The 24,844-nt window shown below is 32.3% G+C and carries 25 protein-coding genes; 2 read left to right on the top strand and 23 right to left on the bottom strand.

Annotated elements, in window-relative coordinates; all coding sequences use genetic code 11:
• The first annotated feature begins 76 nt into the window (after positions 1-76).
• Entirely contained in the window at positions 77-1,387 is a 1,311-nt protein-coding gene (locus AB3G34_RS14800) for a phenylacetate--CoA ligase family protein (RefSeq protein ID WP_369752902.1), read from the top strand.
• Here the strand turns inward: AB3G34_RS14800 and AB3G34_RS14795 are convergent.
• The 15 genes from AB3G34_RS14795 to AB3G34_RS14725 all read right to left on the bottom strand — a co-directional run bounded on the left by AB3G34_RS14795 (position 1,371) and on the right by AB3G34_RS14725 (position 17,703).
• Positions 1,371-2,153 (bottom strand): glycosyltransferase family 2 protein, encoded by a 783-nt coding sequence (locus AB3G34_RS14795; RefSeq protein ID WP_369752901.1) that lies wholly within the window; start codon positions 2,151-2,153, stop codon positions 1,371-1,373. The two genes, AB3G34_RS14800 and AB3G34_RS14795, sit on opposite strands and share 17 nt — an antisense overlap.
• Position 2,154: 1 nt before the next feature.
• Positions 2,155-3,522, bottom strand: coding sequence for an exopolysaccharide biosynthesis polyprenyl glycosylphosphotransferase (locus AB3G34_RS14790; RefSeq protein WP_367772868.1), 1,368 nt, complete (start codon positions 3,520-3,522; stop codon positions 2,155-2,157).
• Positions 3,523-3,580: 58 nt separating this feature from the next.
• Entirely contained in the window at positions 3,581-4,564 is a 984-nt protein-coding gene (locus AB3G34_RS14785) for a UDP-glucuronic acid decarboxylase family protein (protein WP_367772866.1), read from the bottom strand.
• A gap of 8 nt (positions 4,565-4,572) precedes the next feature.
• Positions 4,573-5,892 carry an O-antigen ligase family protein gene (locus AB3G34_RS14780; RefSeq protein ID WP_369752900.1) on the bottom strand — a complete coding sequence of 440 codons (1,320 nt, stop codon included), beginning with the start codon at positions 5,890-5,892 and terminating at the stop codon, positions 4,573-4,575.
• Complete coding sequence (locus AB3G34_RS14775; protein WP_369752899.1) at positions 5,834-6,940, bottom strand: DUF1972 domain-containing protein; 1,107 nt, start codon at positions 6,938-6,940, stop codon at positions 5,834-5,836. The genes AB3G34_RS14780 and AB3G34_RS14775 overlap by 59 nt, the downstream gene beginning before the upstream one ends.
• Positions 6,941-6,985: 45 nt before the next feature.
• Positions 6,986-8,092, bottom strand: coding sequence for a glycosyltransferase family 4 protein (locus tag AB3G34_RS14770; RefSeq protein WP_369752897.1), 1,107 nt, complete (start codon positions 8,090-8,092; stop codon positions 6,986-6,988).
• Complete coding sequence (locus AB3G34_RS14765) at positions 8,089-9,261, bottom strand: O-antigen ligase family protein (protein ID WP_369752896.1); 1,173 nt, start codon at positions 9,259-9,261, stop codon at positions 8,089-8,091. The genes AB3G34_RS14770 and AB3G34_RS14765 overlap by 4 nt, the downstream gene beginning before the upstream one ends.
• Positions 9,262-9,383: 122 nt before the next feature.
• Positions 9,384-10,196, bottom strand: coding sequence for a glycosyltransferase family 2 protein (locus AB3G34_RS14760; RefSeq protein ID WP_369752895.1), 813 nt, complete (start codon positions 10,194-10,196; stop codon positions 9,384-9,386).
• A 25-nt stretch (positions 10,197-10,221) separates the two neighbouring features.
• Positions 10,222-11,505: a flippase gene (locus tag AB3G34_RS14755; RefSeq protein WP_369752894.1), complete on the bottom strand. Its 1,284-nt coding sequence runs from the start codon at positions 11,503-11,505 to the stop codon at positions 10,222-10,224.
• 2 nt (positions 11,506-11,507) lie between these two features.
• Entirely contained in the window at positions 11,508-12,350 is an 843-nt protein-coding gene (locus tag AB3G34_RS14750) for a glycosyltransferase (protein ID WP_369752893.1), read from the bottom strand.
• Positions 12,351-12,384: 34 nt separating this feature from the next.
• Positions 12,385-12,918: a hypothetical protein gene (locus AB3G34_RS14745; RefSeq protein ID WP_367772852.1), complete on the bottom strand. Its 534-nt coding sequence runs from the start codon at positions 12,916-12,918 to the stop codon at positions 12,385-12,387.
• A gap of 51 nt (positions 12,919-12,969) precedes the next feature.
• Entirely contained in the window at positions 12,970-13,959 is a 990-nt protein-coding gene (locus AB3G34_RS14740; protein ID WP_369752892.1) for a hypothetical protein, read from the bottom strand.
• 3 nt (positions 13,960-13,962) lie between these two features.
• Positions 13,963-15,648, bottom strand: a complete 1,686-nt coding sequence (locus AB3G34_RS14735) for a hypothetical protein (RefSeq protein ID WP_367772848.1) — start codon at positions 15,646-15,648, stop codon at positions 13,963-13,965.
• A 34-nt stretch (positions 15,649-15,682) separates the two neighbouring features.
• Positions 15,683-17,170 carry a GH3 auxin-responsive promoter family protein gene (locus AB3G34_RS14730; protein WP_369752891.1) on the bottom strand — a complete coding sequence of 496 codons (1,488 nt, stop codon included), beginning with the start codon at positions 17,168-17,170 and terminating at the stop codon, positions 15,683-15,685.
• 41 nt (positions 17,171-17,211) lie between these two features.
• Positions 17,212-17,703 carry a peptidase gene (locus tag AB3G34_RS14725; RefSeq protein WP_367756306.1) on the bottom strand — a complete coding sequence of 164 codons (492 nt, stop codon included), beginning with the start codon at positions 17,701-17,703 and terminating at the stop codon, positions 17,212-17,214.
• Positions 17,704-17,915: 212 nt separating this feature from the next.
• Here AB3G34_RS14725 and tatA point away from each other — a divergent pair, with 212 nt between their 5' ends.
• Positions 17,916-18,098: a twin-arginine translocase TatA/TatE family subunit gene (tatA, locus tag AB3G34_RS14720; protein WP_367756304.1), complete on the top strand. Its 183-nt coding sequence runs from the start codon at positions 17,916-17,918 to the stop codon at positions 18,096-18,098.
• A 351-nt stretch (positions 18,099-18,449) separates the two neighbouring features.
• Here the strand turns inward: tatA and AB3G34_RS14715 are convergent, their stop codons facing one another.
• From AB3G34_RS14715 to AB3G34_RS14680, 8 genes are all read right to left on the bottom strand, one after another.
• Positions 18,450-19,889, bottom strand: coding sequence for a nucleoside recognition domain-containing protein (locus tag AB3G34_RS14715; protein WP_369752890.1), 1,440 nt, complete (start codon positions 19,887-19,889; stop codon positions 18,450-18,452).
• Positions 19,890-20,074: 185 nt separating this feature from the next.
• Positions 20,075-20,788, bottom strand: coding sequence for a 3'-5' exonuclease (locus tag AB3G34_RS14710; RefSeq protein ID WP_367772842.1), 714 nt, complete (start codon positions 20,786-20,788; stop codon positions 20,075-20,077).
• Between the two features lie 73 nt (positions 20,789-20,861).
• On the bottom strand, positions 20,862-21,332 hold the full coding sequence (locus AB3G34_RS14705) for a methylated-DNA--[protein]-cysteine S-methyltransferase (protein WP_369752889.1): 471 nt from the start codon (positions 21,330-21,332) through the stop codon (positions 20,862-20,864).
• A 168-nt stretch (positions 21,333-21,500) separates the two neighbouring features.
• Positions 21,501-21,908: a c-type cytochrome gene (locus tag AB3G34_RS14700; RefSeq protein WP_367756296.1), complete on the bottom strand. Its 408-nt coding sequence runs from the start codon at positions 21,906-21,908 to the stop codon at positions 21,501-21,503.
• Between the two features lie 98 nt (positions 21,909-22,006).
• Positions 22,007-23,002 (bottom strand): porphobilinogen synthase, encoded by a 996-nt coding sequence (gene hemB, locus AB3G34_RS14695; RefSeq protein ID WP_367772834.1) that lies wholly within the window; start codon positions 23,000-23,002, stop codon positions 22,007-22,009.
• 80 nt (positions 23,003-23,082) lie between these two features.
• A complete protein-coding gene (gene hemF / locus AB3G34_RS14690; RefSeq protein WP_369752888.1) occupies positions 23,083-23,985 on the bottom strand; it encodes an oxygen-dependent coproporphyrinogen oxidase in 903 nt (300 codons plus the stop codon).
• On the bottom strand, positions 23,985-24,461 hold the full coding sequence (locus AB3G34_RS14685) for a hypothetical protein (RefSeq protein ID WP_369752887.1): 477 nt from the start codon (positions 24,459-24,461) through the stop codon (positions 23,985-23,987). Before AB3G34_RS14685 ends, hemF begins: the two co-directional genes overlap by 1 nt.
• A 4-nt stretch (positions 24,462-24,465) precedes the next feature.
• On the bottom strand, positions 24,466-24,840 hold the full coding sequence (locus AB3G34_RS14680) for a hypothetical protein (protein WP_369752886.1): 375 nt from the start codon (positions 24,838-24,840) through the stop codon (positions 24,466-24,468).
• Positions 24,841-24,844: the final 4 nt, after the last annotated feature.

The raw sequence follows: 24,844 nt of genomic DNA, 5'->3' as shown, positions 1-24,844 counted from the left end.
TTAATTTTTAAAAACTTGCTGGTTCTTCCTAATTAGTTGTTGTTAAATATTATTTTTGAAGAAATAAACACCTAAAATGCTACCACTTTTTGACTTATCGCTCCAGTTAAACGGTTATCCCATAAAGCAGTCCACTGCTGAATTGCGGCAAATTGCAGCTTTATCTCAAAAAGAATATGAAGCATTTTTAACACATAAAAAAAAGGAAATTGTATCCTTTCATTTAGAAAATAATTCCTTTTATAAAGAACTTGTTGGTACTTCAGATTATGAGAATTGGTCCAATTTACCAATTTTGAATAAAAAAAATCTCCAAAAACCTTTATTAGAGAGACTTTCTAGCGGATACAATACTAAAAATAGCTATCTCAATAAAACTTCAGGCTCTAGTGGTGATCCTTTTATTTTTGCCAAAGACAAATACAGCCATGCCCTAACCTGGGCTTCCAATATCTATCGTTTTGGATGGTATGAAATTGATTTCAATCATTCCTATCAAGCGCGTTTTTATGGAATTCCTATGGATTTCATTGGCAATAAAAAAGAACGTTTAAAAGACTTTTTAAGCCACCGCTTCCGCTTTACCATTTTTGACTTATCAGATGCTGTTTTGGAGGGTTTTATAATTCATTTTAGAACCAAAAAATTTGATTACATCAATGGCTATACTAGTTCGATTGTGTTATTTGCCAAATTTTTACAAAAAAAGAATATCGTATTAACAACTATTTGCCCAACCCTAAAGGCTTGTATGGTTACCTCAGAAATGCTTTTTGAAGATGATAAAATACTGTTAGAAAAACAATTGGGAATACCTATCATTAATGAATACGGAGCATCTGAGCTTGATTTAATTGCTTTTCAAAATCCAGAAGGAGAATGGCAAGTAAATTCAGAAACTTTATTTGTGGAGATACTGGACGAAAATAATAAAGTACTTCCTTATGGTCAAGAAGGGCGCATTGTAATTACTTCTCTTTTTAACAAAGCACATCCTTTTATTCGATATGAAATAGGAGATATTGGAATTTTGGATGAAAAAAGCACCTTGCAAAAACCCATTCTGAAAAAATTAATTGGAAGAACAAATGATGTTGCTGTGCTACCAAGTGGAAAAAAAGCACCTGGATTAACCTTTTATTATATTACAAAAAGCATCATTGAAGACGATGGAAATGTAAAAGAATTTGTCATTAAACAAACTCAAACCGACACTTTTGAAATCAAATATGTTAGTGAAACGGAATTAAATTTGGCACAAATTGAAAAAATTGAAAAAGCCATTATTCTCTATCTAGAACCCAACCTCAAGTTTAGTTTCATTAGAAAAAATAGTTTAAAAAGAAACAAAAGAGGAAAATTGAAACAGTTTAAATCGATGGTTTAATATTCTTAATATACCTTGGTTTTATAAATAATTGAGTGAATAAAAAAAGCTTCATACAAGCCACCGCAATTAGAAAACTAAAACCGTGAAACCTTCTATAAACGGCAAAATTATATTTTATCAAATCCAACTTAGAAGTCGAAATAGAGTCGTTTCGTACTCTATAATAAGCCAAACTTTCAGGTACAACATGTGCTATTTTTATCTTTTTTAGTACCGTTAACCAAAGCATCCAATCTTGGCGTTTTCGAATGGAAGAAATGGGAATTTTTCCAAAGAAATTGACATCATAAATAGCGGTGAGATTCCCCACATAATTACAAAAAAACAATTCGCGATAACTCAAATGTACTGGTGCTTCTACTCTCTTATTTAAAGGATTTCCTGCTTCATCAATGCAATCATAAAAGGAAAAAGTAAATGGCAAATTCTTGTTTATAAGAAAATCAATTTGCTTTTTTAATTTTTCAGGTTTCCACAGATCATCGGCATCTAGGAAAGCAATATACTGTCCTTTGGCTAACGCCAATGCCGAATTTCTAGCCACACCAGTTCCAGAATTTTTTTCTAATCTAGAATATTGAATTCGGTTGTCTTTTATAGCTAGTTCCTCAACAAGGCAAAGAGTTGAATCTGTAGAACAATCATCAACAAGGATAATTTCCCAGTTTGTATATGTTTGGTTTTGCACGGAACGAATAGACTCTGAAATAAATTTTTCAGAATTGAATGTTGGAATTAGTATCGAAACCAAAGGTTGTCCCATATTAATATGCTTTTTTATCTCCTTTTAAGATATTGATAACGGTCATGTAAATTATCTTTAGATCTAAAATTAATGACCAGTTTTCAATGTAGAAAACATCCATTTTTATTCGGTTTATCATGTCTTTTTCGGTCTCAATTTCTCCCCTAAAACCGCTTACTTGAGCTAGACCTGTAATCCCTGGTTTTACATAATGGCGCACCATGTATTTTTTAATTTTACTACCATATATTTTATTTTGCGACCATAAATGCGGGCGTGGTCCTACTACAGACATTTCTCCAAATAAAACATTTACAAATTGAGGCATTTCATCCATGCTCGATTTTCGCATCAATTTGCCTATATTAGTTACTCTAGGGTCGTTTTTTAAAGCTTCTGTTTCCGTTGAACCGTTCATTCTCATAGAACGAAATTTATAACAGTAAAACTGTTTTTCACCAATTCCTGGTCGGCCTTGTTTGAATAAAACAGGCCCTTTGGACTCTAATTTAATTAAAATAGCTAATAAGGGAGCTAACCATGATAGAATACCAATAATTACTGTTAACGAAAAAACAATGTCAAAAAATCGTTTAAAAATTTTTATTACGGGCTCATTTAAAAGAGTTTCTTTTAACGACAATACTGGGAAAAAATCGTAATAGTCTATTTTTAAATTCTTTGAAAAAATATCTTTTGTATCTGGTATAAATTTTATTGTTTTATTGTTTTCATCGGCAAATTCAAGCAAGTCTTTTAGCTGTACATTAGAAACTTCGTTTAGTGAACAGTATATTTCGTCCACTTGATTAGTTAGAGCAAAGGTTTTCAAATCCAGCAAATTACCTTTAATCTCTTTATTTATTTTTTTATCTGAAAAATAGCCTAAAAACTGATATCCATACTCTTTCCTAGTTTCAAAAAGCTCCTTTAATTGAATCGATTCAGGTGTATACCCTACAATTACAGCATATCTAAAATTACTTCCTACTATTAATCGGTATTTTTTTAAACAATAAAACAAAAAGAATTTTGAAATTGTAATCAAAACCAAGCTACCTACAATAAATAAAACGATGCACTCTGAATTAAAAACAGCTTGATCATAAAATGGAAAAAAGGCAATAACAATTAGAAGAAAAATAATTCCTTGCTTAATTATTTTTGAGATTATTTCTATCGTTTTTGTAAAACGAAAAATCGCATAAAATTTCAAAAAAACTGCAGTTAAAACCCAACCAATATTGAGGTAAATAATGTAATAAGGAATGTTTAAATTAAGGTCACTAAATAAAAAATAAGCCAAAAAAGAGATCACCATCAAGTCCATTAGAATACTAATGGGCCTAATATATTTAGAATATCTTCCTATTTTGGATGTTGTCATGATTGGCTAACCTGTTCTTGATGCTTTGCATATTATTAATGCTTGCTTTATAGACCTACTATTTAATATAAGCCGTAAAATCTTTGTGCTCTTCTTTGGAAAGTTCTTCTTTTGATAAGGATTTGAAATAATCATACGTTATTTTCATTCCATCAGCACGATTTACAGTTACATCCCAACCCAATATTTCTTTGGCTTTAGTAATGTCTGGTTGTCTCTGTAAAGGGTCATTTTCCGGTAACGCGTGATAGACAATTTTTTGATTCGTTCCCGTCAATTTTATGATTTCTTCGGCAAAATCTTTAATAGTAATTTCGTCTGGATTCCCAATGTTTACTGGATATACATAATCCGAATGCAATAATCTAAAAATTCCTTCGACTTGATCGTCTACATAACAGAAAGAACGCGTTTGCAGACCGTTTCCAAAAATGGTTAAGTCTTCCCCACGAAGTGCTTGCCCAATAAATGCAGGAATTACGCGACCGTCATTGAGTCGCATCCTAGGTCCGTAGGTATTAAAAATTCGAACAATTCTAGTTTCCACACCATGAAAAGTATGATATGCCATGGTTATTGATTCCTGAAAACGTTTGGCTTCATCATACACACCTCTAGGCCCGATGGTATTTACATTTCCATAATACTCTTCGGTTTGAGGGTGTACTAGTGGATCACCATACACTTCAGAAGTGGAAGCAATCAAGATTCTGGCATTTTTTACGCGAGCCAAACCCAAAAGATTATGCGTACCAAGAGAACCAACTTTAAGCGTTTGTATTGGTATTTTTAAATAATCAATCGGACTTGCTGGTGAAGCAAAATGTAAGATATAATCCAATTGTCCTGGAACGTGAACAAACTTAGTAATATCATGGTGATAAAATTCAAAATGTTCTAATTTGAACAAATGTTCTATGTTTTTTAAATCGCCAGTTATGAGGTTATCCATTCCAATAACAAAATATCCTTCTTTGATAAAACGGTCACACAAATGTGATCCTAAAAATCCAGCAGCTCCAGTAATCAGTATTCTTTTCATATGGGTTTTTATAGTTTTGTAATGGGTTTGGGACTATTTTTTGCATTAAAAACGCAAAAAAATATGGTAAAAAAGACAAGTCCGCGTTGTCTTGATAAAAATGATTCTGTCAAAAATAAACTTATCATTAATACTGCAAAAGAAATAGCAACAAAATCTTTTGATTTTATTGCGTTTCTCAAGCTCAAAGATACAATCAAGAGTAACAATAGTAATCCTACTATTCCTGTTTCGGCGAAAATTTGGACATATTGATTATGAAAATTCTTGTTTTGATAGCCATCGTGAGTCGCATCACCAGAAAAAATAGTATGCTCTTTGCCTTTTTCTTTTATTCTAAAATCGGATGCATTCAACCCATATCCTTTAAAAAACACATTATCTTCTTCTAGCATTTCTTTAAAAATCCGTATTTGATACACTCTAAAAGCAGTTCCGGAAAAATAATCATTCTGATTAAATTTATCTTGGGTCCAAGCTTGATTGACACTTACAGTATTGACAGCATCAGTTCTTAAACTAGTTTTGTTTTCAGTAGTATTTGAATTCCATTCCACCAGAAACCGCTCTTTAATTTTAGTCGAAAACAGCAACATAATTATTGCTAATAGAAACAGACTCACGACTGCTTTTTTTTGTTTCAGTTGCCCTTTCGAATAAAATAATTCAAAAACAATTAGCAGTAAAACAAAAACTACAATGATATTTTTTGACGACAGTAAAAAGATAAAAATGGCCAATAAAAATGCAATAATTGAATTTAATTTAGATCTTTTCTCTTTCGAATAAAAATAAAAAAAAGCAACCGACATATAAACCGAAACATGAATGGCATTTAGATCATCGGTTACCAACTCATGGTAAAAGAAAACAGAATTGTCTCTTGTAATACTATAACGAACAACTGCTTTGATCAAAAAATAAACAACATAAATTAACATTCCGAAACTATAATATTTAAGCAACAGTTGTTTTTTACTTTCGTCAAAAGCAGGAAAACTCATGAAACAAACTGCAAAGATCAATAGTGGAAGTTCCTTTGAAATTGCTTTAATAGAAGCGTTTAAATCGTGACTCCACAATAGTGAAAGTGCCATCAATGCATACAGGAAAACTAGTAGAAATAGATTTTTATCTATCTTGAAATTTGATTTTTTAGCATAAAACAAAGTCGATAAACCAAAGATTCCCATTGCTATACTATTGATAGCATAACTTAACGGAATGGTGAGTAAAACAACTAATAGCAGCAGTAAAGGCGGACTTTGCTTATGAAGAAGCATCAGTTCCTGAAATGCTTTTTTCAAATAAGCGTAAATAGTCTCCATTTATTTTATCCCAGTTAAATTCATTTATAATCGTCTCAAAATTCTTTTGAATTTTGTTTAAACAGTCTTCTCTTTTTACTGTTAAAAGTAGTTCTTTCACTTCTATAGCATTCGAAAAATAAAATGCGTTTTCTTTTAAAACAGCTTTATTAAAATTGTTGTCGTGAGCCATAATTAACGCCTTTGACGCCATGGCCTCTAATAAAGATGGGTTGGTACCTCCAACTGAATGCCCGTGAAAATACAGATTACTGAAATACCTTAAATTATTGAGGTGCTCCAAATTAAAAATCCCACCCAAAAATGCAATGTTTGTATGCGCTATGAACTTCTTTTTTAAATAGTCTCCATATTTGGTTTTATGATTGCCAACTACAATAATTTTCATCATAGAATTGCTCAACACCACACCATCTAATACCATTTCCAGATTATTTTCGGGTTCAAACCGAGCCATAATCATGTTGTAATTGTATTTCGAGAGCTCATAATCCGTTACAATGGATTCATCAGGATTCATAAATGGATGTGCACCATAAGCAATATAAGCAGATTCTTTTTTATATTTATCTTTTAAATAGGTTTGAATTCCCAATGAATCAGCAACCAAAAAATCACTACTAACGGCAGCCAATCGCTCAGCAAATTTAAGAAATTGTTGCACTGGCTTGGAATATTTCGTTCGCTTCCACTCTAGCCCGTCCATATTTGTTATAATAATGGGTTTCTTAGGCAATAGGAAAAACCAGATCGAATTGCTTGTATATCCCAGTTGAAGTATGATGTCAAAATCCCTTTTTCTAGAATCCATAATGCAGTTGAAATCATATACAAATTGTCCAAAAGTTCCCATTTTATGCTCAGGATCATTTTTATGGATGATATTTACCCCTTTGAATGTTTTTTCCTGAAATACATGATTGTGAGAATTATAAACATATACTTCATGTCCTTTTTCAACTAGAAAAACAGAAAAGAACTCAGCAAATTGCTCAAAACCAGAATAGTTATTGGGTATTCCTCGCGTTCCTAAAATAGCTATTCTCATACTGTTTATTCCAATTTAATGAACCAAAAATAGGTCTTTTACTATTTATTTAAGTTGTTGATTCTCATTTATTGCTTTTAGAAAAACCTCAGCCGCAATTTCCCAATTGTATTTCTCTTTTATTATTGATGAAATAACACTGTTTTGCCCTTCTTGCTTCAATCCCCAAACAATAGCACGATTCAAATCGTTTTCATCATTCGAATTAAATAATCCCTCCTTTAAAAAATAAAAATCAGACATGGCAGTTGTATTCGAACAAAGCGACGGAATTCCTGTTGCCGACGCTTCTAGAGGAGGAATTCCAAAACCTTCAGCAATTGATGGGTAAATCGAAAGTCTAGCACCACGAACAACAGCAACTAATTCATTGAAGTCCAATTTATTTAAATCAATTATTTTTTCTTTCATTTCACTGCTTAACGTTTCAAAATAATCTAAATATGTCCTATTAGGTATGGCTTTTTCTCCTATAAAAACGAGATGATGTTTTTTGTAGTATTCCTTTTCAACAAAAACCTTCAATAAGAAATCATGGTTTTTTCTAGGTTCCCAACGGCTTATGAATAAAAAATAATCTTCAATTCCGTAGTTCTTTTTTACCTTTTCAGCCACTGTTTTTTTATCATAATCCTCAAAAAAAACAGGATCAACCGCATTGGGAGTTATAGTTACATCGGCACGATTAAAATGATTAACTATGCTATTTTTGGAATATTCAGAAACCGTCAAAACAATAGCAGCTCGTTTAATACTCCATTGGAAAAGATATTTTTTTGAGAGTTTATAACCCAAGGGGAAATATTTTGGAAAATCTAAAAACAACACATCATGAATTGTGACAATGTATTTACAGTACGTAATGGGCGGTATGATGTATTGAAAATGAGCATAATCAATATTCAGTTTTTTTATAAACCGAGGAATATCAATCAACAATCTTACATATTTATTATTTGAAGTATATTTTAAATAGGTCACATTATCGTGTTCTCCAAAAGTGTCTTTAAAATTATTGGTGTGCGATGCAAAATAAAAGTGGTGTTCTTTATTCTTTATTAATTCTGTATATAAACCCGCTATGTAGGTAGTAGTCCCTTGAGGACTTCTATCAAATACACTACAATCTATAAAAAATTTCAGCTCTTTCATCCTTCTATTTCTTTTACAAAAACCGAACTTCTTTCAAAATAAAGCAAGCCTCCTAATATAAAAATAATCACATCGCGTCCATTATAAATTCCTGTGATGGTCAAAGAGGTAAATACATATACTAAACCTATTCCCGAAATAAAAACCAAAATTATTCTCTTGTTATTGTGCTTGCGATACAATGCTAAATAGAGTGTTCCAAAAAACAAAAATAGTATGATTATCCCAATACTTCCCGTTTTATAAAACACATACATATAGCCATTATGCAATTCTGAAATGTACCTAATCCCTTCTTTCTCTCCTGTAAGTGGCGCTTTGAATTTCAAGTTTACCAATGAACCAAAACCTGTTCCAAACACAAAACTACTTGGGTTTTCTTGCATTAAAGCATAGGCTCTTTTGGCCTCATAGCCACGCCAATGATCCCACAAATCCTTATGATTTTCCCGGTCAATTTTGGTTTTGAATAATTCAGCAGGAGCAATTTTCACCTTAAAGAGAAACCCTTCCATCCCTGGTTTATTTCTTTCTATTTTAACCGTATACAAATAGCCGTAAAAAAGGGCAATGGCAGTAATAAAAAGCCCCAGAAAACGGATTGTTTTTTTGTTTAAGACCGTATATCCATAAATAGACAACAATAACACTAGAGCCACCACAATCATTGTTCTTGAGAAATACAAAACATTTGACACAAACAATATAAATACAATTACTCTAGTCAATAAACGACTTTTTAACAAGTATTCCTTTTGAAAATAGCTATACGATAAAAGGAAAAAAAGTGCAAAAAGTTCCAAGAAATTATCCTTTCCAAATTCTCTAATCGCATCCACAGAACTGGAAAAAATGTTCCCCATAAATATCAAAACTAGAAAATGTATAATAGCCGATGCCAATCCGCAGTAAACAATAGTCTTTATAAACAAATTGAAATTATTGATTTTCTTATAGAACAAAAAACCAATTAAGAGTCCTACAATAGGTTTAGAAAAATGAAAAATGTCTTTTATAAAACCATAAATGGGATAACTATTGAATATTGTTCCTATAAAACCCAATAAAAAAAGTAATAAAACTGGCGCAATAATCTTTAAGAAACGGGCTTCTATTGCTAGTTTTTCATAAAAGAAATAAAGCATCAAAACCCCTATTTGAATGAACAAATTTAACTTGAATGAAGGCAGATACAATTGCAACAAAAGTACAAGTATAAAGAGTGAAGTATAAAATTTCGATTTGCTTACAATCATCAATTAAAGTCTATTGTTTTTATAAAATATAGTTTCTAGTTTCTTTTTAAAAACTGCTTTATACGCTTTACTAGTTTGTTTACAGATAAAATAAACCCCAATGTTTTTTTATTAAATCCCTTGAAATGTTTAGCAATATAAATTTCATATCCTCTGACCAACAAATGATTTTTGGAACTATTAAACCCTACAAAGTGAATATAACTATAATTGGACAAGAAAACTCTTTTATAACCCTTGTCGGCGATTTTTTTAGAAAAATCTACATCTTCTACATATAAAAAATAATCTTCGTCAAAACCGTCTATTTCTTTAAACACTTCAGTGGGTAGCATCAAAAAAGAGCCGCTCAACCAGTCTACTTCATAAACCTTTTTAGTGAAAATACCAGTCCTAAATTCGGACCCTATTTTCATTAATTTTTTCATTTGAAACAGATTTTTGTAATTCGGAAAATTTCCCGCCGAGGCTAAATATTTTTTATTCCCATCCAGCATTTTTATTCCCGCAACTCCTATTTTCGCATCGGATTTCAAAAAATTCAAAACGGGTAAAAGTGGATCAAGAACTATTGTATCATTGTTTAATAGTAGCAAATAATTCCCTTTTGCCTTTCTAACTGCTTCATTGTTTCCTTTTCCAAAACCAAGATTAACATTTGATTCAATTAAAATAATTTCAGGATAATTAGCTTTCAAATAAGCGCAACTGCCGTCCTGGGAATTATTGTCAATCACTATTATTTCGAACTCTATGTTTTTTAGATTCTGAAATAAAGCATCAAAACATTCCTTTAAATAAATTAATCCGTTATAGTTGACAATTACAACTGATAGTTCTGGAGGCATTTTTTAACTGTTATAAAAGGTAAATCTACATAAAAGTAAAGAAACCCAATTTCTTTTTAATGACAATAACAAAAACAATGTTTACCACAACGTTAGTAATTAAACTTGCCAATGCGGCTCCTTCAATTCCATAACTAGGTATTAACCCTAAATTTAAGGCAACATTCATTAGAAAACCGAAGAAAAATATGTTTCTTACTCCCTTTTGATGGTTCGTCATATTCAAAATCTGATCCACATTACCCGTCATTGCATTAAAAAGGGCGCCAAGCGTAATCAGTATTAAAGTCGTCTTGCCCGCTATGAATCCCTCACCGAATAATCGAAGGAGGTTTTCACTAAAAAAAATGATTCCTATGGCTAATGGAATTGTGAAAACAATGACCAATTGAGTCGAGCGGTTAATCACTTTTTTCATTTCGCTGAAATTGTTTTGATGAAATAACGCTGCTACTTTAGGCATAATAATCACATTCATCGACAGAACGAAAAAAAGAGTAAGATAACCCAGTTTAAACGCAGTGTTATAAATTCCTATCTGGCTTTCACTTTCTATACGACCCAGCATGAGGATATCCGTCCAATTTAATAAAATGAGAAATATACCGCTAACCATCATTGGAAATGATTTTTTCAATATTTCTTTACTCCTTATTTCGGGGAAAGTAATTTTAGTTTTTTTATAAAATAATACTACTAACGCTATTAAAACTGTTAATATAATTGAGCTTACATAAGCTAGAAAAGTAAAAAATCCAGTTAGATTATAATAATAAAATGCTACTAAAAACAAGGCAAACGACACGCTTGGAAAAATATAGAAAAACAAACCATAAGCAATGATTTTTTTTACTGAAATAAAGTAATAACAAATTATTTCATGAAAAATCATAAAAGGAATACTGAAGGATACCACCAGAAAATAATTTAAAAGCGAGGGTTTTTGAAAAACAGTTTCCGAAAAAAATTGAGCACCAAAAGAAAAACATAGAATAGGAAAAAGAGAGGAGATCAAAACAATTGCACCCGATTTTAGTAATAATCCCTTTAGTTTTTCAACATTGTCTATTCTACCAGCAAAACTTACAAATGCATTTGGAACCCCCAATGCGAATACCATTGCTAAAATTTGTAAAACCGTTAATGCCAATGCGTAAGTTCCATAATCCGCTTCCCCATAAAAATTAGTGATAAACCACATGGAAATGAAACTAAATACCATGGCGAACATCCTAAATAAAAAGGAAAAACCACCTTGAGAAAGCAGGTATTGTATCGTTTCTCTATCTTTTATCCCCGTTTTAAACATCCTTATTCTTCTGTTTTTATTTCGCAAAGTAATTCAGTAGCAAGTTTTTCCCAATCTATGATTGGAGACATCGTTTCTTGATGCATATGAGTGCTTAAACTGGGAATTGGCGATACACAAAGGAGTTTATTGAAAAAAAATGAACGGCCAAAAAGGGTTGTGCTTAAGTAACCATCGTTTGCCCTTTTTGATGATTTAATGAATGTTTTTCTATGTTTGATCAACTCTTTTGCTTCAATTAAAAAAGTAAAAGTAGTATTCGAAATTTGCCTCCAATGGGAATCTTTGGTATGAAATATAAAATTCTTTGTAGCGTATTTAATAGTGTATCGATCAGGGTAATCACAAGGATGAATAACTAGATTGGGTTTGCTTAAATATCTTTTAAATGAAAAAAGAGAAATGGTTCTTTTTCTTAAAAGTTGGTTTAGTTTAATTCTACCCGGAACAATTAGGTCTTTTACTTTTATTAAATTAAGTATCTTTTTAAAACTGTCCTTAGTGTGTAAATAATCATCTTCACAAAAATAAATCCACTCTTCACTATTGATTTTCTCAGCTATTTTTATGGATTCCAGTATTGACTTATCGTTACCAAATACACCTTCTATTAACTCAATATCATATTTCAAAAAAAAATCTCGCGTTTCTTTAGAAAGAGCATCCCCTATTACAATCATTTTATAATCGATTCCCTCTAACGCATTCAACAGACTTTTGAAACAAATTTTAATTAGTGTTCCTTTATCTAAATTAAAAGGTCGTGCTGAGTTATTCACGGCGTTTACAGCATCGCAAGATCTAAAAATCACATTAATTTTAATATTTTCCGAAGCTGAATTCATTAGATTATTAATTGGTTTTGTAGGTTTTAAAAACTTACTTAATAAGTTGCTCGAGCACCGCTTTTACCGCTTCGTCATGAGGATATAAGGATGCGCCTTTGACTGAATTGGGATCTTTTCTTTTTAACGATCTTGTTTTATAATCTATAATAGTTGTGCTTTCATCAGGTCTGAAATAATTGAAAATGGTGCTGTCATTGGCCACAAAATTTTTGTCAAAATAGTCAAACGCAACCGTGTTTAAAACAATCTCTTCGTTCTTTCTATTTACTCCAAAATCAATTCTAAGTTTTACAGGCAATACAGCTTCTGGTAGCATAAAGGTGACTTTTTGTCCTATTTCTTTCCCTTCAACTGGAAGCCAGATAGAATGTTCTTCGCTATAGTCTTCGGCCATATCTTGCCCGTAGTACAAATGAAGCGTATCCCTTTTCTTAATTAATAAATCTAGTGAAACCTTAAATAATTCTTTTGTCTGGTCAATTTTCTCCGTTTTATCTACTTCTTTTTTACATGAAACTAAAGAAAGAAGTGCTAAAAAAAGGGGGATAAACAATTTTATTTTCATGAATTCAGTATGTTTTTTTGAGTGAATTGAAAACTATAATTAGAGTGTAAATTAATTATCAAGCTTTTGTTTTACTGCTTGTTTTTTATAAAAATTGATAAATAAACTCCAAATAATGAAAAACAAAATAAGTAAAAAAGGAAGAATTAATTTTAACTTTCCACCAATAAAACTTTGGTGTTGTTTATTCAAAGTAGCACTATTTTCTTTTATAACTTTATCCATTCCTATCAAGTCAACCCTTAAAACTCCTTGTTGATAAATCAAGTCTCCTTTTGTTTTTATTATGTCATTTAACTGTGTGTTCTCGTTGTAATAAACCAGCTTATCACTTTGTTTTCTACTGTTTACATCACTAGAAAACCCCTTTAAAACAGCATCAATTTGTGAAATAATCGTATCGTTTTGCCTCAGCTTTAATTGAGTATTCTTAAGTTCTTCTATTTGAACTTTCTTAAAATAATCTGATTCATTCAAGAAATTTAGAATTGGCTCAATAGTTGATTTCTCGGTTATTAAATCATTCGTGGTAATGACTATTTCATGATTCGTATAATTTTTACTAGTCAAATTATCTTCCAATATTTTTTTAATATCCCCATCTTCGGCCATTAACTTGATTAGCTCAAAATTTTCTGATTTATTTTCAATGAATTTATATACATCTGTGATGGGTTCTATCTTAATTCCTTTTATCGTTTTTGGTTTTTTTAACCCTACACTATTTTTTAAAAATAAGGTGTCGCCTTCGATAATTTTAGCATTTATTAAATCAATTTTAGCATATAAATAATCCGCAGATTTAAAATTTGGGGCAACAATTATTTGCTGATCATATGTTTTTTGAGTGGTATCTAAGAAAAAACCAAGCCCAATCCCCACTATTAGTAAAGCAATTATTACAATCACATTTCTAATAAAGAACTGAATACATCTAAATATTAAAGCACTAAAATTTTGAAATAGACTCCCTATTTTATTAGAAATCTGTGATAAATCTATTTCTTGATTTTCAGTATTTTGGGGTAGGTTTACACTCATTATTTACTTTTGTTTAGTATTAAAAATTTGTTCCAATATTTTAATTGTAATCAAATAAGTGGGCTTTACACCAGTAGTTCCAAGACCTCCAGAAGCTAGAGTACTTCCAGTTTCAAGCGGATTATCCGATGCATAATAGGCATATCTTACTTTTATATCCTTGGGTACGCTTTTTCTAATTTTAGATGCTGATTGAATCGCTTTTTGATAATAAGAACCTTCCATTTCTAGACCAATTACACCCCAAGTCGATTCATGGAAAAACTTCAATAAATCCCTATTTTGTAATGATGTACCAAGAACAGTAACCATTGGCCCGGCAAAAACTGCAATATCATTTCCTTCAAACATATCGGCCGTTAATTCATTTTCAAAAAAGTAATTATCAGCCGTTCCTTCGTTTATATGTGCATTCGGAATCATGATATCTCCTTTTCCTCCTTCTAGAATTCCTGCTTTTCCCATGATAGAAACTGATTCTACATTGAGTAAAGTATCTTTCTTGAACGGTTTCAGCAATTCATCAATTGTTTCATAGGCTTGTTCCCCAAATGCATAATCCATTACAATTAAAACTGGTTTTTTGTCTCCAAGTTTGGCTGTAGGGAAGGACGAATTAGCCCAATTGATTTTTTCAGTATCAAAAATTTGAACATCAATATTTGTTCCTGAATCATCAAGCACAGAAATCATTCCGTGCTTCAATGCTACTTCTTCTACTTTGTTACGAACTTCATCCGCGCCAGATTTACTTAATTCCTCATAAATAAAGAAATCCGACTTGTCTTTAAACTTTGTTTTTAAAACTGTTGTTGCAAAAATAGAATTCATTACACTATGCATATTGGCACTAATCACATGAATTGGACGGTTTATAAGTCCGTTTTCTTTTAGAACCTCCTTGATATTGGTCGCCCATCTTTCACCATGAATGTGATGCCCTAAACGCTCTCTCAAAATAGGACTAAAAGTGATTGTTCTTTTATTATTGTCAATGATTTCTTCAATCGCTAATTTACCTAACCAAAAAATAATTTGCAAAAAACGATCTGGAGCGGCATCTGAACCAAAAGCATCATAGATATCTAGTACTTCTTCAAAAGTTCTTCCAAGGATATTTGCAGCATGCGAAATGGCTTTCTCTTTTTCAACAAGAGATAATTTTTTTGTCTGTGAAACTGCATGTTGTAATTTTACCCAATCGCGAGAAACTTCTCCTGCATCATCAAGTAGCACTCTATTTCTTATTTTATGAGACTCGATGAAAATAAACGTTAAATGCGTCAAAATATCGTAAATATCTGATCGCCCACGTGTAATTTCAACATTCATTTGCTCCTCATCAATTCGGTAACAATTACGACGCCTTTTTGGAGGAATAATTGCTTGAAAATGGGATTTAGAATAGCCTTCATCTGAAGTTAAATTGATGAATCTGCATTCTTCAATTCCTATAGGAAGTCGTTCAATCACATATAACAGTCCGTTTAATTCTACTTTTTCTTCGGCGATATTTCCATATATTTCTGGACGTAATGTCATTAAAGCTTCCCTTAAAGTATCTCCTGAAATACCCATCGGTTTATAAAAACCTCTATTGAATAAATGGCGCATCGTGATGTACATTTTTTCAATAGCTGCCGATGATTCTTGTGCTCTAGAGCGTGATATATTTTTACTGTCTTTCATTTCTTCTATAATTTCTAACCAACAAATGTAATTTTTATTTTTTATCCAAAAGCGCTACGATATCTCGATTATCAGAAAGTCTTGGTATTTTATTTTGACCTCCTAGTTTCCCAATCGATTTCATATATTCTTGAAAACCGTTTTTAGCAACTCTTGTTATTACCACTTTTTGTAAAATGTTTCCTCTTATTAAATCGTCGTAGTAAATGTTTTGTTTTCGCATAGCGTCATCAATCGCTTCCGCAAAAGTGATCAAGTTTACTGGTTCATTTTCAAATTCAATGAACCATTCATGATAGGGTAATCCGCTAGCAGGATTGATTTGTGGCGCTACAGTAAACTCATTGACACGAACATTTGTTCCTTCCATCGCTTCTTGTAAGGCATTTTCGACTTCTTTACCAATGACATGTTCTCCAAAAGCCGAAATGTAATGCTTGATTCTCCCAGAAACAATAATTCTAAACGGTTTTAATGAAGTAAATTGAACCGTGTCTCCTATATTATATCCCCAAAGACCCGCATTAGTAGAAATAATTAGAACATAATTCACCCCAAGCTCGACTTCACCAATCGTATATCGCCTTGGTTTCTCCGTATAAAATTCATCGCTTTTTACAAATTCGTAAAAAATACCCGCTTTTAAAAGCAGTAGCATTCCTTTTCCTTTTTGGGAATCTTGGTAGGCAAAAAACCCTTCCGATGCAGGGAATAATTCAATACTGTCTACTTTTCTACCTATTAAGTTTTCAAACTTTGCTCTATAGGGTTCATAATTCACCCCACCGTAAATAAACAAATTAAAATTCTTAAAAATATCTCCTACTTTCTTTCCTCCTTTTTGTTCTAATCGCTCAAAATACATTTGAACCCAAGAAGGAATTCCTGAAATTACGGTCATATTTTCATTAAACGTTTCCCCAACAATGGCATCAATTTTGGTTTCCCAATCTTCAATACAATTGGTTTCTAATGAAGGCATGCGGTTTTTTTGCAAATATTTCGGGACAAAATGCGCTACAATCCCTGATAACCTTCCAAATTGTATTCCGTTTTTTTCTTCCAAAATTGGGCTTCCCTGTAGGAAAATCATCTTTCCATCAACAAAGTCAGCTTTACCTGTTTCGTGAATGTAATGCAAAATAGCATTTCGAGCCGCTTGAATATGAAAAGGCATCGATTCCTTAGTCAATGGAATATATTTAGCTCCTGAAGTCGTTCCTGAAGTTTTAGCGAAATAAAGCGGTTTCCCTTTCCAGAGAATGTTTTCTTCTCCTTTTACTACTTTTTCAATGTAGGGTTTTAAGTCCTCATAATCCCTAATGGGAACTTGGTTTGCAAAATCTTCAACCGTTTTTATTGTATCAAAATGATGGTCAATTCCAAACGCTGTTTGCTTGGCTTCTTTTATTAAATCCATAAATACAGTCTTTTGACTCGCAACAGGATTTGAAACCCAGGTTTGTGTTTCTTTATATATTTTTTTAGCAAATAACTTTGCAGCAGCTGATTTTATCGACATTTTTAATTTGGGTTCTTTATAATATAAACGTATTGTCTATTTTATTTCGATTTTTTTGAAGTCTGTTTTTTTTCCTCTTTTGCCACTTGTTCTCTCAGTTCTAATTCTTCTTTTGAAGCAGATAACTTCCCTTTCGGGATTGTATCTTCACTATATACAAGAATGGAATCTTTGTTGAATTTCGCATATTCTAATTGACCATTAAGCACTTTTTGAATGGAGAGAATATAGGCCTCATTTTTCTTTAAGGCTAAAGTTAATGAATCTGATTTTAAAGATAATTCAGTCGCGTCTTTTTTTAGTTTTGAGGAAGAATAGCCAGGGATAAATTCTCTTAGCGGAGTAAAAGCAATAATAAACGTAGTAATTCCTATCAATAAAATAGCGCCAACCGAAGCAACAACGAAGACATTCATCAGATTTAGTTTCATTGAAAAAATCTCTTCAAAAGTATCTTCATTCAAAATAACCAATCGGTTTTTTATGAATAATTTATTATGGAGTTTTTTTCTTTTTAATCTTTTTCTTGACATATTTATGCTTTATCATACAAATATAATAATTAAAGTCATTGAAAGCACTTTGGCCGGTTACTAACGCCTAAATCCTTATTCTGATTTATTTTAATAAATTTTTAACTTTATCATAATTAAATAATTGAAATAAAATCAATTCATATTAACTTATTCTAATTACCTTTGCTCTTAGATTTATTACAAATTGCTTCGGCATAAATTATTCAATCATGGGAAGATTTGGTGTTACAGAAATCCTAGTTATATTAGCAGTGGTTTTATTACTTTTTGGAGGTAAAAAAATTCCTGAACTAATGAAAGGTTTAGGAAGCGGAATTAAAGAATTTAAAAATGCCGCAAAAGAAGATCAGCCATCTGATAAAAAAGAAGATACTGAAAACGAAAAAAAATAAAAAAAGTCCCGATAGTATCGGGACTTTTTTTATTTAAAACAGATAATTTTTTTAACTTATCAAACTGGTAAGTAAAAAAAGAATTACCAAAGCTATTGCTATGTATTTAGTGTATTTTGACATTTTTTAAGTTTTTAATAATTTATAAAACAGTCTCAATTGTATATTTCAAAAGAAAGAAAAATAAATTAACAATCCTATAGTCATTGTTACAATTAGTCCTAAAGTTTCATTATCCTCCTTAGCGACGTTTTCCATTGATTTTTTTCCACTATAGTAAAACCACATACACAGGTTCCCAACCCACAAAAAAAGCAGTTTCCTTACTAACCGATTCATTTTTATTTAGTTCTAAAAAAACCAAGTTGCCACAAAAATAGCTGTAATTACACATATAAAATCAACTAGTAACATGGTTTGCAAAGCATAACGGGTATTCTTTATATTTACAGATCCAAAGTAAACAGCAATCACGTAGAAAGTACTCTCGGCACTACACTGAAAAATACTACTCAATCTTCCGGTCAAAGAATCGGCACCAAAAGTATTCATAGAATCAATTAAAAACCCTCTTGACCCTGCAGAACTAAAGGGTCTTAACATCGCTACTGGCAACGCATCCGTAATTTGCTTATTAACACCCATATTAGAGAAAATAAAAGCAATCCAATTACTTATTATTTCAAATAAACCACTGTTTCTAAATAGTGAAATAGCAACTAACATTCCTAAAACATAAGGAAAAATAATTACTCCTGTTTTGACTCCATTATTGGCTCCTACTACAAATGCATCAAAAACAGTGGTATTGGCATCAGAAAATTTCTTCTCCTTGATAAACGAAAAAATCAGAGTAAACGCTATAATAGCAATCAAAATCATACTTGAAAGATTAGCCGTAAAATAATTTTTACCTATTAAATCTAAGTGGTTGATGTACATCAATAAACCAATAATAGCAGCAATCAAGGTAATCAAAGCCACAACTAAAGAAGCGCTTTTGAAATTGATTTTTTGTTTGATTCCCACAATTAAAAAAGCGGCAATTGTACCAATAAAAGAAGTGATAATACAAGGCAACATCACATCGGCAGGATTGCTTGCATTAGCAGCTGCTCTATACCCTATAATTGAAGTCGCAATTAAGGTTAATCCCGAAGCGTGTAAACACATAAACATAATTTGGGCATCACTGGCTTTGTCTTTTTCAGGGTTGAGTTCCTGTAAACTTTCCATCGCCTTCAAACCAAATGGAGTAGCCGCCGAATCCAATCCTAAGAAATTTGCGGCAAAATTTAAGGTCATATAGGAAATCGAAGGGTGATTCTTTGGGATACTTGGAAACACTTTTACAAAAACAGGACTCAAAACAATGGCTAGTTTTCCCGAAGCTCCAGAAATAATAAGAAGCTCCATCAAGCCACAGAAAAAGGCCAAATAAGCCATCAATGGAAGAACCAAATCGATTAATGTGCTTTTACAAGTGGGTAATAAACCATCTGATTTTTGAACGCCACTATAAATTTTTACGGTTTTAGCCGAATAAACGTATGTAGTATCAGGGTTAGAAGCAATATTGTTAATCACCATCGTTTTATTAGGAGCGCTGGCGATACTGTCTTTTATAAAAGCCGGCAATTGATCAATGTATTTTTCAGATATTAAAATAGGATCGTCTTTCTTACCGTTTAGCACAAAATCAATAGTGTAACTGTTCCCAGAAAATAAACTCACCACAATAAAAACAATCGATGAAATAAAGATCACCAACCAAAATCTACTCAATACCATAATCTATAATTTTTGTAAATGTAAATATTTAACCGCAAAGTACACAAAGGGTTTTCGCGAAGAGCACTAAGAACTAAAATTCTAATAAATAATTTAAACATTAAGATATTTAGAAAATTAAGCTTAAAAACTAAATGATTCTTAAATTCTAAATGGTTTAAATGACTCTGGATTGTTGTGCTATTTTAAACATGTATAATTTCCTCTTCAATCAATAAATCTTCTCGGCGTAAGCGCAAGAAAATTTGAGCAACGGCAATGGTGTCTTTTTCACAATAGGTCACAATGCGATCAATATCTTTATCAACATAAAAAACATGTCCCACTTGACTACCGTCAATATCGCCTTTGGGCGAAGGAATCCCCAGCACTTTACACAATAATTTTAAAGAAGTAAAATGCTTATAATCGCCAAATTTCCATAATTCTAAGGTATCTAAATGCGGGATTTCCCATGGCTTTTTTCCAAAAAGATTTAGCTTATTAGGAATGGCAATTTGATTAATAATCATGCGACGGGCTAGAAACGGAATGTCAAACTCCTTGGCATTATGACCACATAAAACATGCTGTGCTTGATTGAAATGATTGTTTAATAAATTATTGAAATCGTTTAGAATTTTCTTTTCTTCTCCAAAAAAAGAAGTCACTCTAAAGTTTCGAATATCTCCTTTATTCGCAAAAAACCCAACTGAAATACAAACAATTTTACCAAACTCGGCCCAAATACCTGCTCGATCGTAAAATTCCTCAGGAGTATATTCCTCTTTGCGTTGGTATTGGGTTTTATGCTCCCAAAGGTCTTTCAACTCGGTATCTAAGGCGTTATAATCTTCGGCTTCTGGGACTGTTTCAATATCCAGAAACAAAATGTTATTGAGGTTGATTTTTTCTATCATTTATCTTAAGTTTAGCCGCGAATTCACGAATTTAATTAAATAAAATACAACTTGTGTTTATTGACTCAAATTATCAAAACAAACTTTGCTGAGCAGAAGGGTTTTCGTGTTCCAATAACCATTTTTTACGCCACAAACCACCAGCATAACCAGTTAGAGAACCATCAGAACCGATGACTCTATGACAGGGAACAACAACCCAAAGCGGATTTTTTCCATTGGCGGAGGCTACTGCGCGAATGGCTTTGACATCACCCAAAAGCTTGGACTGTTCCAGATAGGTTCTGGTTTTCCCATAAGGGATTTCTAATAATGCGTTCCATACTTTCTTTTGGAAATCAGTTCCTTTTGGGTTGAGTTTAAAATCAAAACTGGTTCTTTCTCCGTAAAAATAGGCATTGAGTTGCGAGACAACTTCTTGTAAAACTACTGGAATTACAGTAGAAACAGCACCTTCGTCAGCAACTGAAATTACTGAAACTCCGTTTTCATCTCCAATAATTGTTGCGATACCCAGTGGTGTTTTAATGTAAGCTGTTTCCATAGTTACTAATTATGAGATGCAAAATACATACTATTTTTGCATTCTAGTTTTAAATAAAAAAACCACTCGCTTTAACGAATGGTTCTTGCTTTTTAGCCCCGATAGTAGCGGCATCCTCATGTGGCGGTGTTCGCCACTTGAGATATAGCGTATAGCGGGATTAGCTTCTTATTTTAAAGTAGAATAGATATATGCTTCTAGTCCTTTTAATTCATCATCTGTCATTGTTTTGGTTAGAACTAGATTAGGTTGCATTACTGCAAATTGAGCAGGATCGACGATTGCTTCACTTTTTCCTTTAAGAAAATCAACGATATTACCATTTTTCTCTTTGTACATTTTGGCAATTTCTTGAAAACTTGGTCCAATTAATTTCGTATCCAGTTTATGACATGAGGCACAAGTTCCTCTGCCTTTAAATAATACTTCACCTAATTCTTCTGGTGTTTGATCTTGAGCTGGCATTCCTTCAGATACAGCTTCTTTTGATTCAACCTTTTTCTCAGTTGGTTCTGCTTCTTGCTTTTTACAAGCAAATGCTAAAAATGCGATTGCAATTATTGCTACTTTTTTCATTTCAGTTTTTTTTAGTTTTCTCAAAAATAATTTATTTTTTTAAAATAGAAACAAAAAATCAGGATTAAAAAATAAGTGAAATCAATAAAAGTGTTATTTTACTTGTTTAAAAGTATCGCAGCTTCTTTGGCAAAATAGGTTGATATTAAGCTTGCTCCTGCTCTTTTGATGCACATTAATTGCTCCATCATGATTTGGTCATGATCCAACCAACCTCTTTCGGAAGCGGCTTTAATCATGGCATATTCACCAGAAACATGGTACACTGTTACGGGAACATTTACTGCATTTTTTACTTCACGAACAATATCTAAATAAGCAATTCCTGGCTTTACCATAACCATATCAGCCCCTTCTTCGACATCCCAAAGCGCTTCTTTGATTGCTTCGATGCGATTAGCATAATCCATTTGGTACGTTTTCTTATCTTTTGGAACTACCACATCAGACTCGCGTGGTGCGCTGTCTAAAGCATCACGAAACGGTCCGTAAAACGCCGAAGCATACTTAGCCGAATAGCTCATGATTCCCACATTATGAAAACCAGCTGCATCTAGACCTTGACGCAAACGCAAAACGCGTCCATCCATCATGTCTGATGGCGCCACAAAATCGGCTCCAGCCTCAGCATGAGAAACGGCCATTTTTACCAAGGCTTCATTGGTTGAGTCGTTTTCTACATCGCCGTTTGTAATAATTCCGTCGTGTCCATAAATAGAATAAGGATCTAAGGCTACATCAGGCATTACAATCATCTCTGGACAAGCCATTTTGATAGCACGAATGGCTTCTTGCATCAATCCGTTCGGGTTCCAAGCTTCTTTTCCTGTATTGTCTTTTAAGTTCTCGCTTACCTTAACATAAATGTTAACCGCGCGAATTCCTAAAGCATATATTTCTTGTACTTCTTTTACCGTTAAATCGATCGATCGACGAAAGATTCCTGGCATGGAAGATATTTCAACTTCATAGTTATCTCCCTCAGCTATAAACATGGGAAACATAAAATCGGACGGACTTAATGTTGTCTCGCGAACCAAACTTCTAATAGATTCATTGGTTCTTAATCTTCGGCCTCTTTGTAATGGGAACATATATTTTTAGTTTAAAGTTTCAGGTTTAAAAGTTTAAAGTTAAACCCATTTAAAATTTAAAATTCAGAATTTAAAATAAATTAAAGCCAATCTACTGGATTTTCTAATACGTTTACTAATTTCTCTTCTTCACTTCCCGCTTCCGCATGATGATCATACACCCATTGCACATGCGGTGGTAAACTCATCAAGATACTTTCTATTCTACCGTTGGTTTTTAAGCCAAATAGTGTGCCTTTGTCGTGCACTAAATTGAACTCGACATAACGACCACGACGAATTTCTTGCCACGTTTTTTGTGCTGGAGTATAGGGTAATTCTTTTCTTTTTTCTACAATTGGAACATATGCTTGCAAGAAACTATTCCCTACTTCACTAACAAAATCGAACCAGTTTTCCATTGACATTTCGTCTGTAGCTTTGCAATAATCGAAAAATAATCCGCCTATTCCTCTCGCTTCATTGCGATGTGCATTCCAGAAATACGTGTCGCATTGTTTTTTATATTTTGGGTAGAACTCCGGATTGTGTTTGTCACAAGCGGTTTTACAGGTTTGGTGAAAATGAATTGCATCTTCTTCAAACAAATAATAAGGTGTCAAATCTTGTCCGCCACCAAACCATTGCTGAATCACGTTTCCGTTCTCATCATACATTTCAAAATAACGCCAATTGGCATGAACCGTTGGCACCATTGGACTTTTGGGATGTAGAACCAAACTCAATCCACAGGCAAAAAAATCAGCTTCACCAACGTTGAACATTTTTTGCATGGCTTCAGGCAATTTCCCGTGAACAGCTGAGATATTGACACCGCCTTTTTCAAAAACTTTACCGTTTTCAATTACTCGGGTTCTTCCTCCTCCGCCTTCTGGGCGTTCCCATAAGTCTTCTTTGAATTTGGCTTGACCATCAACTGCTTCTAATCCTGCGACGATGATGTCTTGTAAGTTTTGTATGTATGTGAAGAATTTATTTTTCATTAATTCCAATATTTTCTGCCGCTTTGAATTGAATAAATTATAGTCATTATACTTGCAAATAGAAAAAAATATCCCATTTTAGTTGACCACTTTTTGTTAGATTCAAAACTTATTAATGTATTACTATCTTTCTCTAATTGAATAATTTCAAATCTATTTTTTCCAAAATCTTCCTTAAAATGTAGATTAACAAAATCTCCTTTTTTTAAAACGTTTAAAAAATCTATATAATTCTGATTCTTTTTAAGGTAAATAAAATCTCTTTTATCATTTTTTAAATTAATAAATAAGACATCTAATTTAGTTCTTGCTCCGTCAATTTGCGAAATCTTAATTACACTTACTTCTCCTTCGACATTATAAAAATCATTAAGAGTGGACTTATCAGTTTTCGAAACATAGAAAAGAACAAAAAACACTAATGCCATTATAAAAAGCAAAATATAACTCAAAAGCCTTTTTAAACTTTGTATCATTTATTTACTTTTTTACCGCTGCAATTTTAGCATTGATTCCAAACGAAAACACCTTACTTTCCTGTTGAATATGATTGTAAATAGCAATGGCTTTGACCGAAAAATCAAATAAATTATTGATAGAATACCCGATTAAAAAATCGGCAAATTGTTCTTTTTGAGTCCAATCCATTTCGTACTTATCTAACAATAAAATCAAGTCTTTTTCTTCAATTTGATCTAAAATAACAGTTGTTAAATCGAAATCCGTCAATTGACTATCAATCAAACTCGTATCTTCAATATTCCAAAACTTTGGCACAAAAACCAAAGAAAGTAAAGTGGCCAACATAGTGTCGATCTTTACTTTCTTCTCGTCTCTTACTCCTTTATTTAGCATTTGC

It is taken from the genome of Flavobacterium sp. WC2409 (assembly GCF_041200085.1).
Lineage (GTDB): Bacteria > Bacteroidota > Bacteroidia > Flavobacteriales > Flavobacteriaceae > Flavobacterium.
The sequence above is the reverse complement of the archived record's forward strand: the minus strand, read 5'-3'. Positions and strand labels throughout refer to the sequence as shown.

Coding starts and splice junctions, on each gene's coding strand:
- AB3G34_RS14725 (WP_367756306.1), bottom strand. CDS start 17,703: ATGTCAAGAAAAAGATTAAAAAGAAAAAAACTCCATAATAAATTATTC.
- hemB (WP_367772834.1), bottom strand. CDS start 23,002: ATGTTCCCATTACAAAGAGGCCGAAGATTAAGAACCAATGAATCTATT.
- AB3G34_RS14750 (WP_369752893.1), bottom strand. CDS start 12,350: ATGAATTCAGCTTCGGAAAATATTAAAATTAATGTGATTTTTAGATCT.
- AB3G34_RS14680 (WP_369752886.1), bottom strand. CDS start 24,840: ATGCTAAATAAAGGAGTAAGAGACGAGAAGAAAGTAAAGATCGACACT.
- AB3G34_RS14745 (WP_367772852.1), bottom strand. CDS start 12,918: ATGAAAATAAAATTGTTTATCCCCCTTTTTTTAGCACTTCTTTCTTTA.
- AB3G34_RS14700 (WP_367756296.1), bottom strand. CDS start 21,908: ATGAAAAAAGTAGCAATAATTGCAATCGCATTTTTAGCATTTGCTTGT.
- AB3G34_RS14735 (WP_367772848.1), bottom strand. CDS start 15,648: ATGAAAGACAGTAAAAATATATCACGCTCTAGAGCACAAGAATCATCG.
- AB3G34_RS14760 (WP_369752895.1), bottom strand. CDS start 10,196: ATGCCTCCAGAACTATCAGTTGTAATTGTCAACTATAACGGATTAATT.
- AB3G34_RS14780 (WP_369752900.1), bottom strand. CDS start 5,892: ATGGAGACTATTTACGCTTATTTGAAAAAAGCATTTCAGGAACTGATG.
- hemF (WP_369752888.1), bottom strand. CDS start 23,985: ATGAAAAATAAATTCTTCACATACATACAAAACTTACAAGACATCATC.
- AB3G34_RS14685 (WP_369752887.1), bottom strand. CDS start 24,461: ATGATACAAAGTTTAAAAAGGCTTTTGAGTTATATTTTGCTTTTTATA.
- AB3G34_RS14755 (WP_369752894.1), bottom strand. CDS start 11,505: ATGTTTAAAACGGGGATAAAAGATAGAGAAACGATACAATACCTGCTT.
- AB3G34_RS14710 (WP_367772842.1), bottom strand. CDS start 20,788: ATGATAGAAAAAATCAACCTCAATAACATTTTGTTTCTGGATATTGAA.
- AB3G34_RS14715 (WP_369752890.1), bottom strand. CDS start 19,889: ATGGTATTGAGTAGATTTTGGTTGGTGATCTTTATTTCATCGATTGTT.
- AB3G34_RS14785 (WP_367772866.1), bottom strand. CDS start 4,564: ATGAAAAGAATACTGATTACTGGAGCTGCTGGATTTTTAGGATCACAT.
- AB3G34_RS14775 (WP_369752899.1), bottom strand. CDS start 6,940: ATGAGAATAGCTATTTTAGGAACGCGAGGAATACCCAATAACTATTCT.
- AB3G34_RS14730 (WP_369752891.1), bottom strand. CDS start 17,170: ATGTCGATAAAATCAGCTGCTGCAAAGTTATTTGCTAAAAAAATATAT.
- AB3G34_RS14795 (WP_369752901.1), bottom strand. CDS start 2,153: ATGGGACAACCTTTGGTTTCGATACTAATTCCAACATTCAATTCTGAA.
- AB3G34_RS14770 (WP_369752897.1), bottom strand. CDS start 8,092: ATGAAAGAGCTGAAATTTTTTATAGATTGTAGTGTATTTGATAGAAGT.
- AB3G34_RS14790 (WP_367772868.1), bottom strand. CDS start 3,522: ATGACAACATCCAAAATAGGAAGATATTCTAAATATATTAGGCCCATT.
- AB3G34_RS14740 (WP_369752892.1), bottom strand. CDS start 13,959: ATGAGTGTAAACCTACCCCAAAATACTGAAAATCAAGAAATAGATTTA.
- AB3G34_RS14800 (WP_369752902.1), top strand. CDS start 77: ATGCTACCACTTTTTGACTTATCGCTCCAGTTAAACGGTTATCCCATA.
- AB3G34_RS14705 (WP_369752889.1), bottom strand. CDS start 21,332: ATGGAAACAGCTTACATTAAAACACCACTGGGTATCGCAACAATTATT.
- tatA (WP_367756304.1), top strand. CDS start 17,916: ATGGGAAGATTTGGTGTTACAGAAATCCTAGTTATATTAGCAGTGGTT.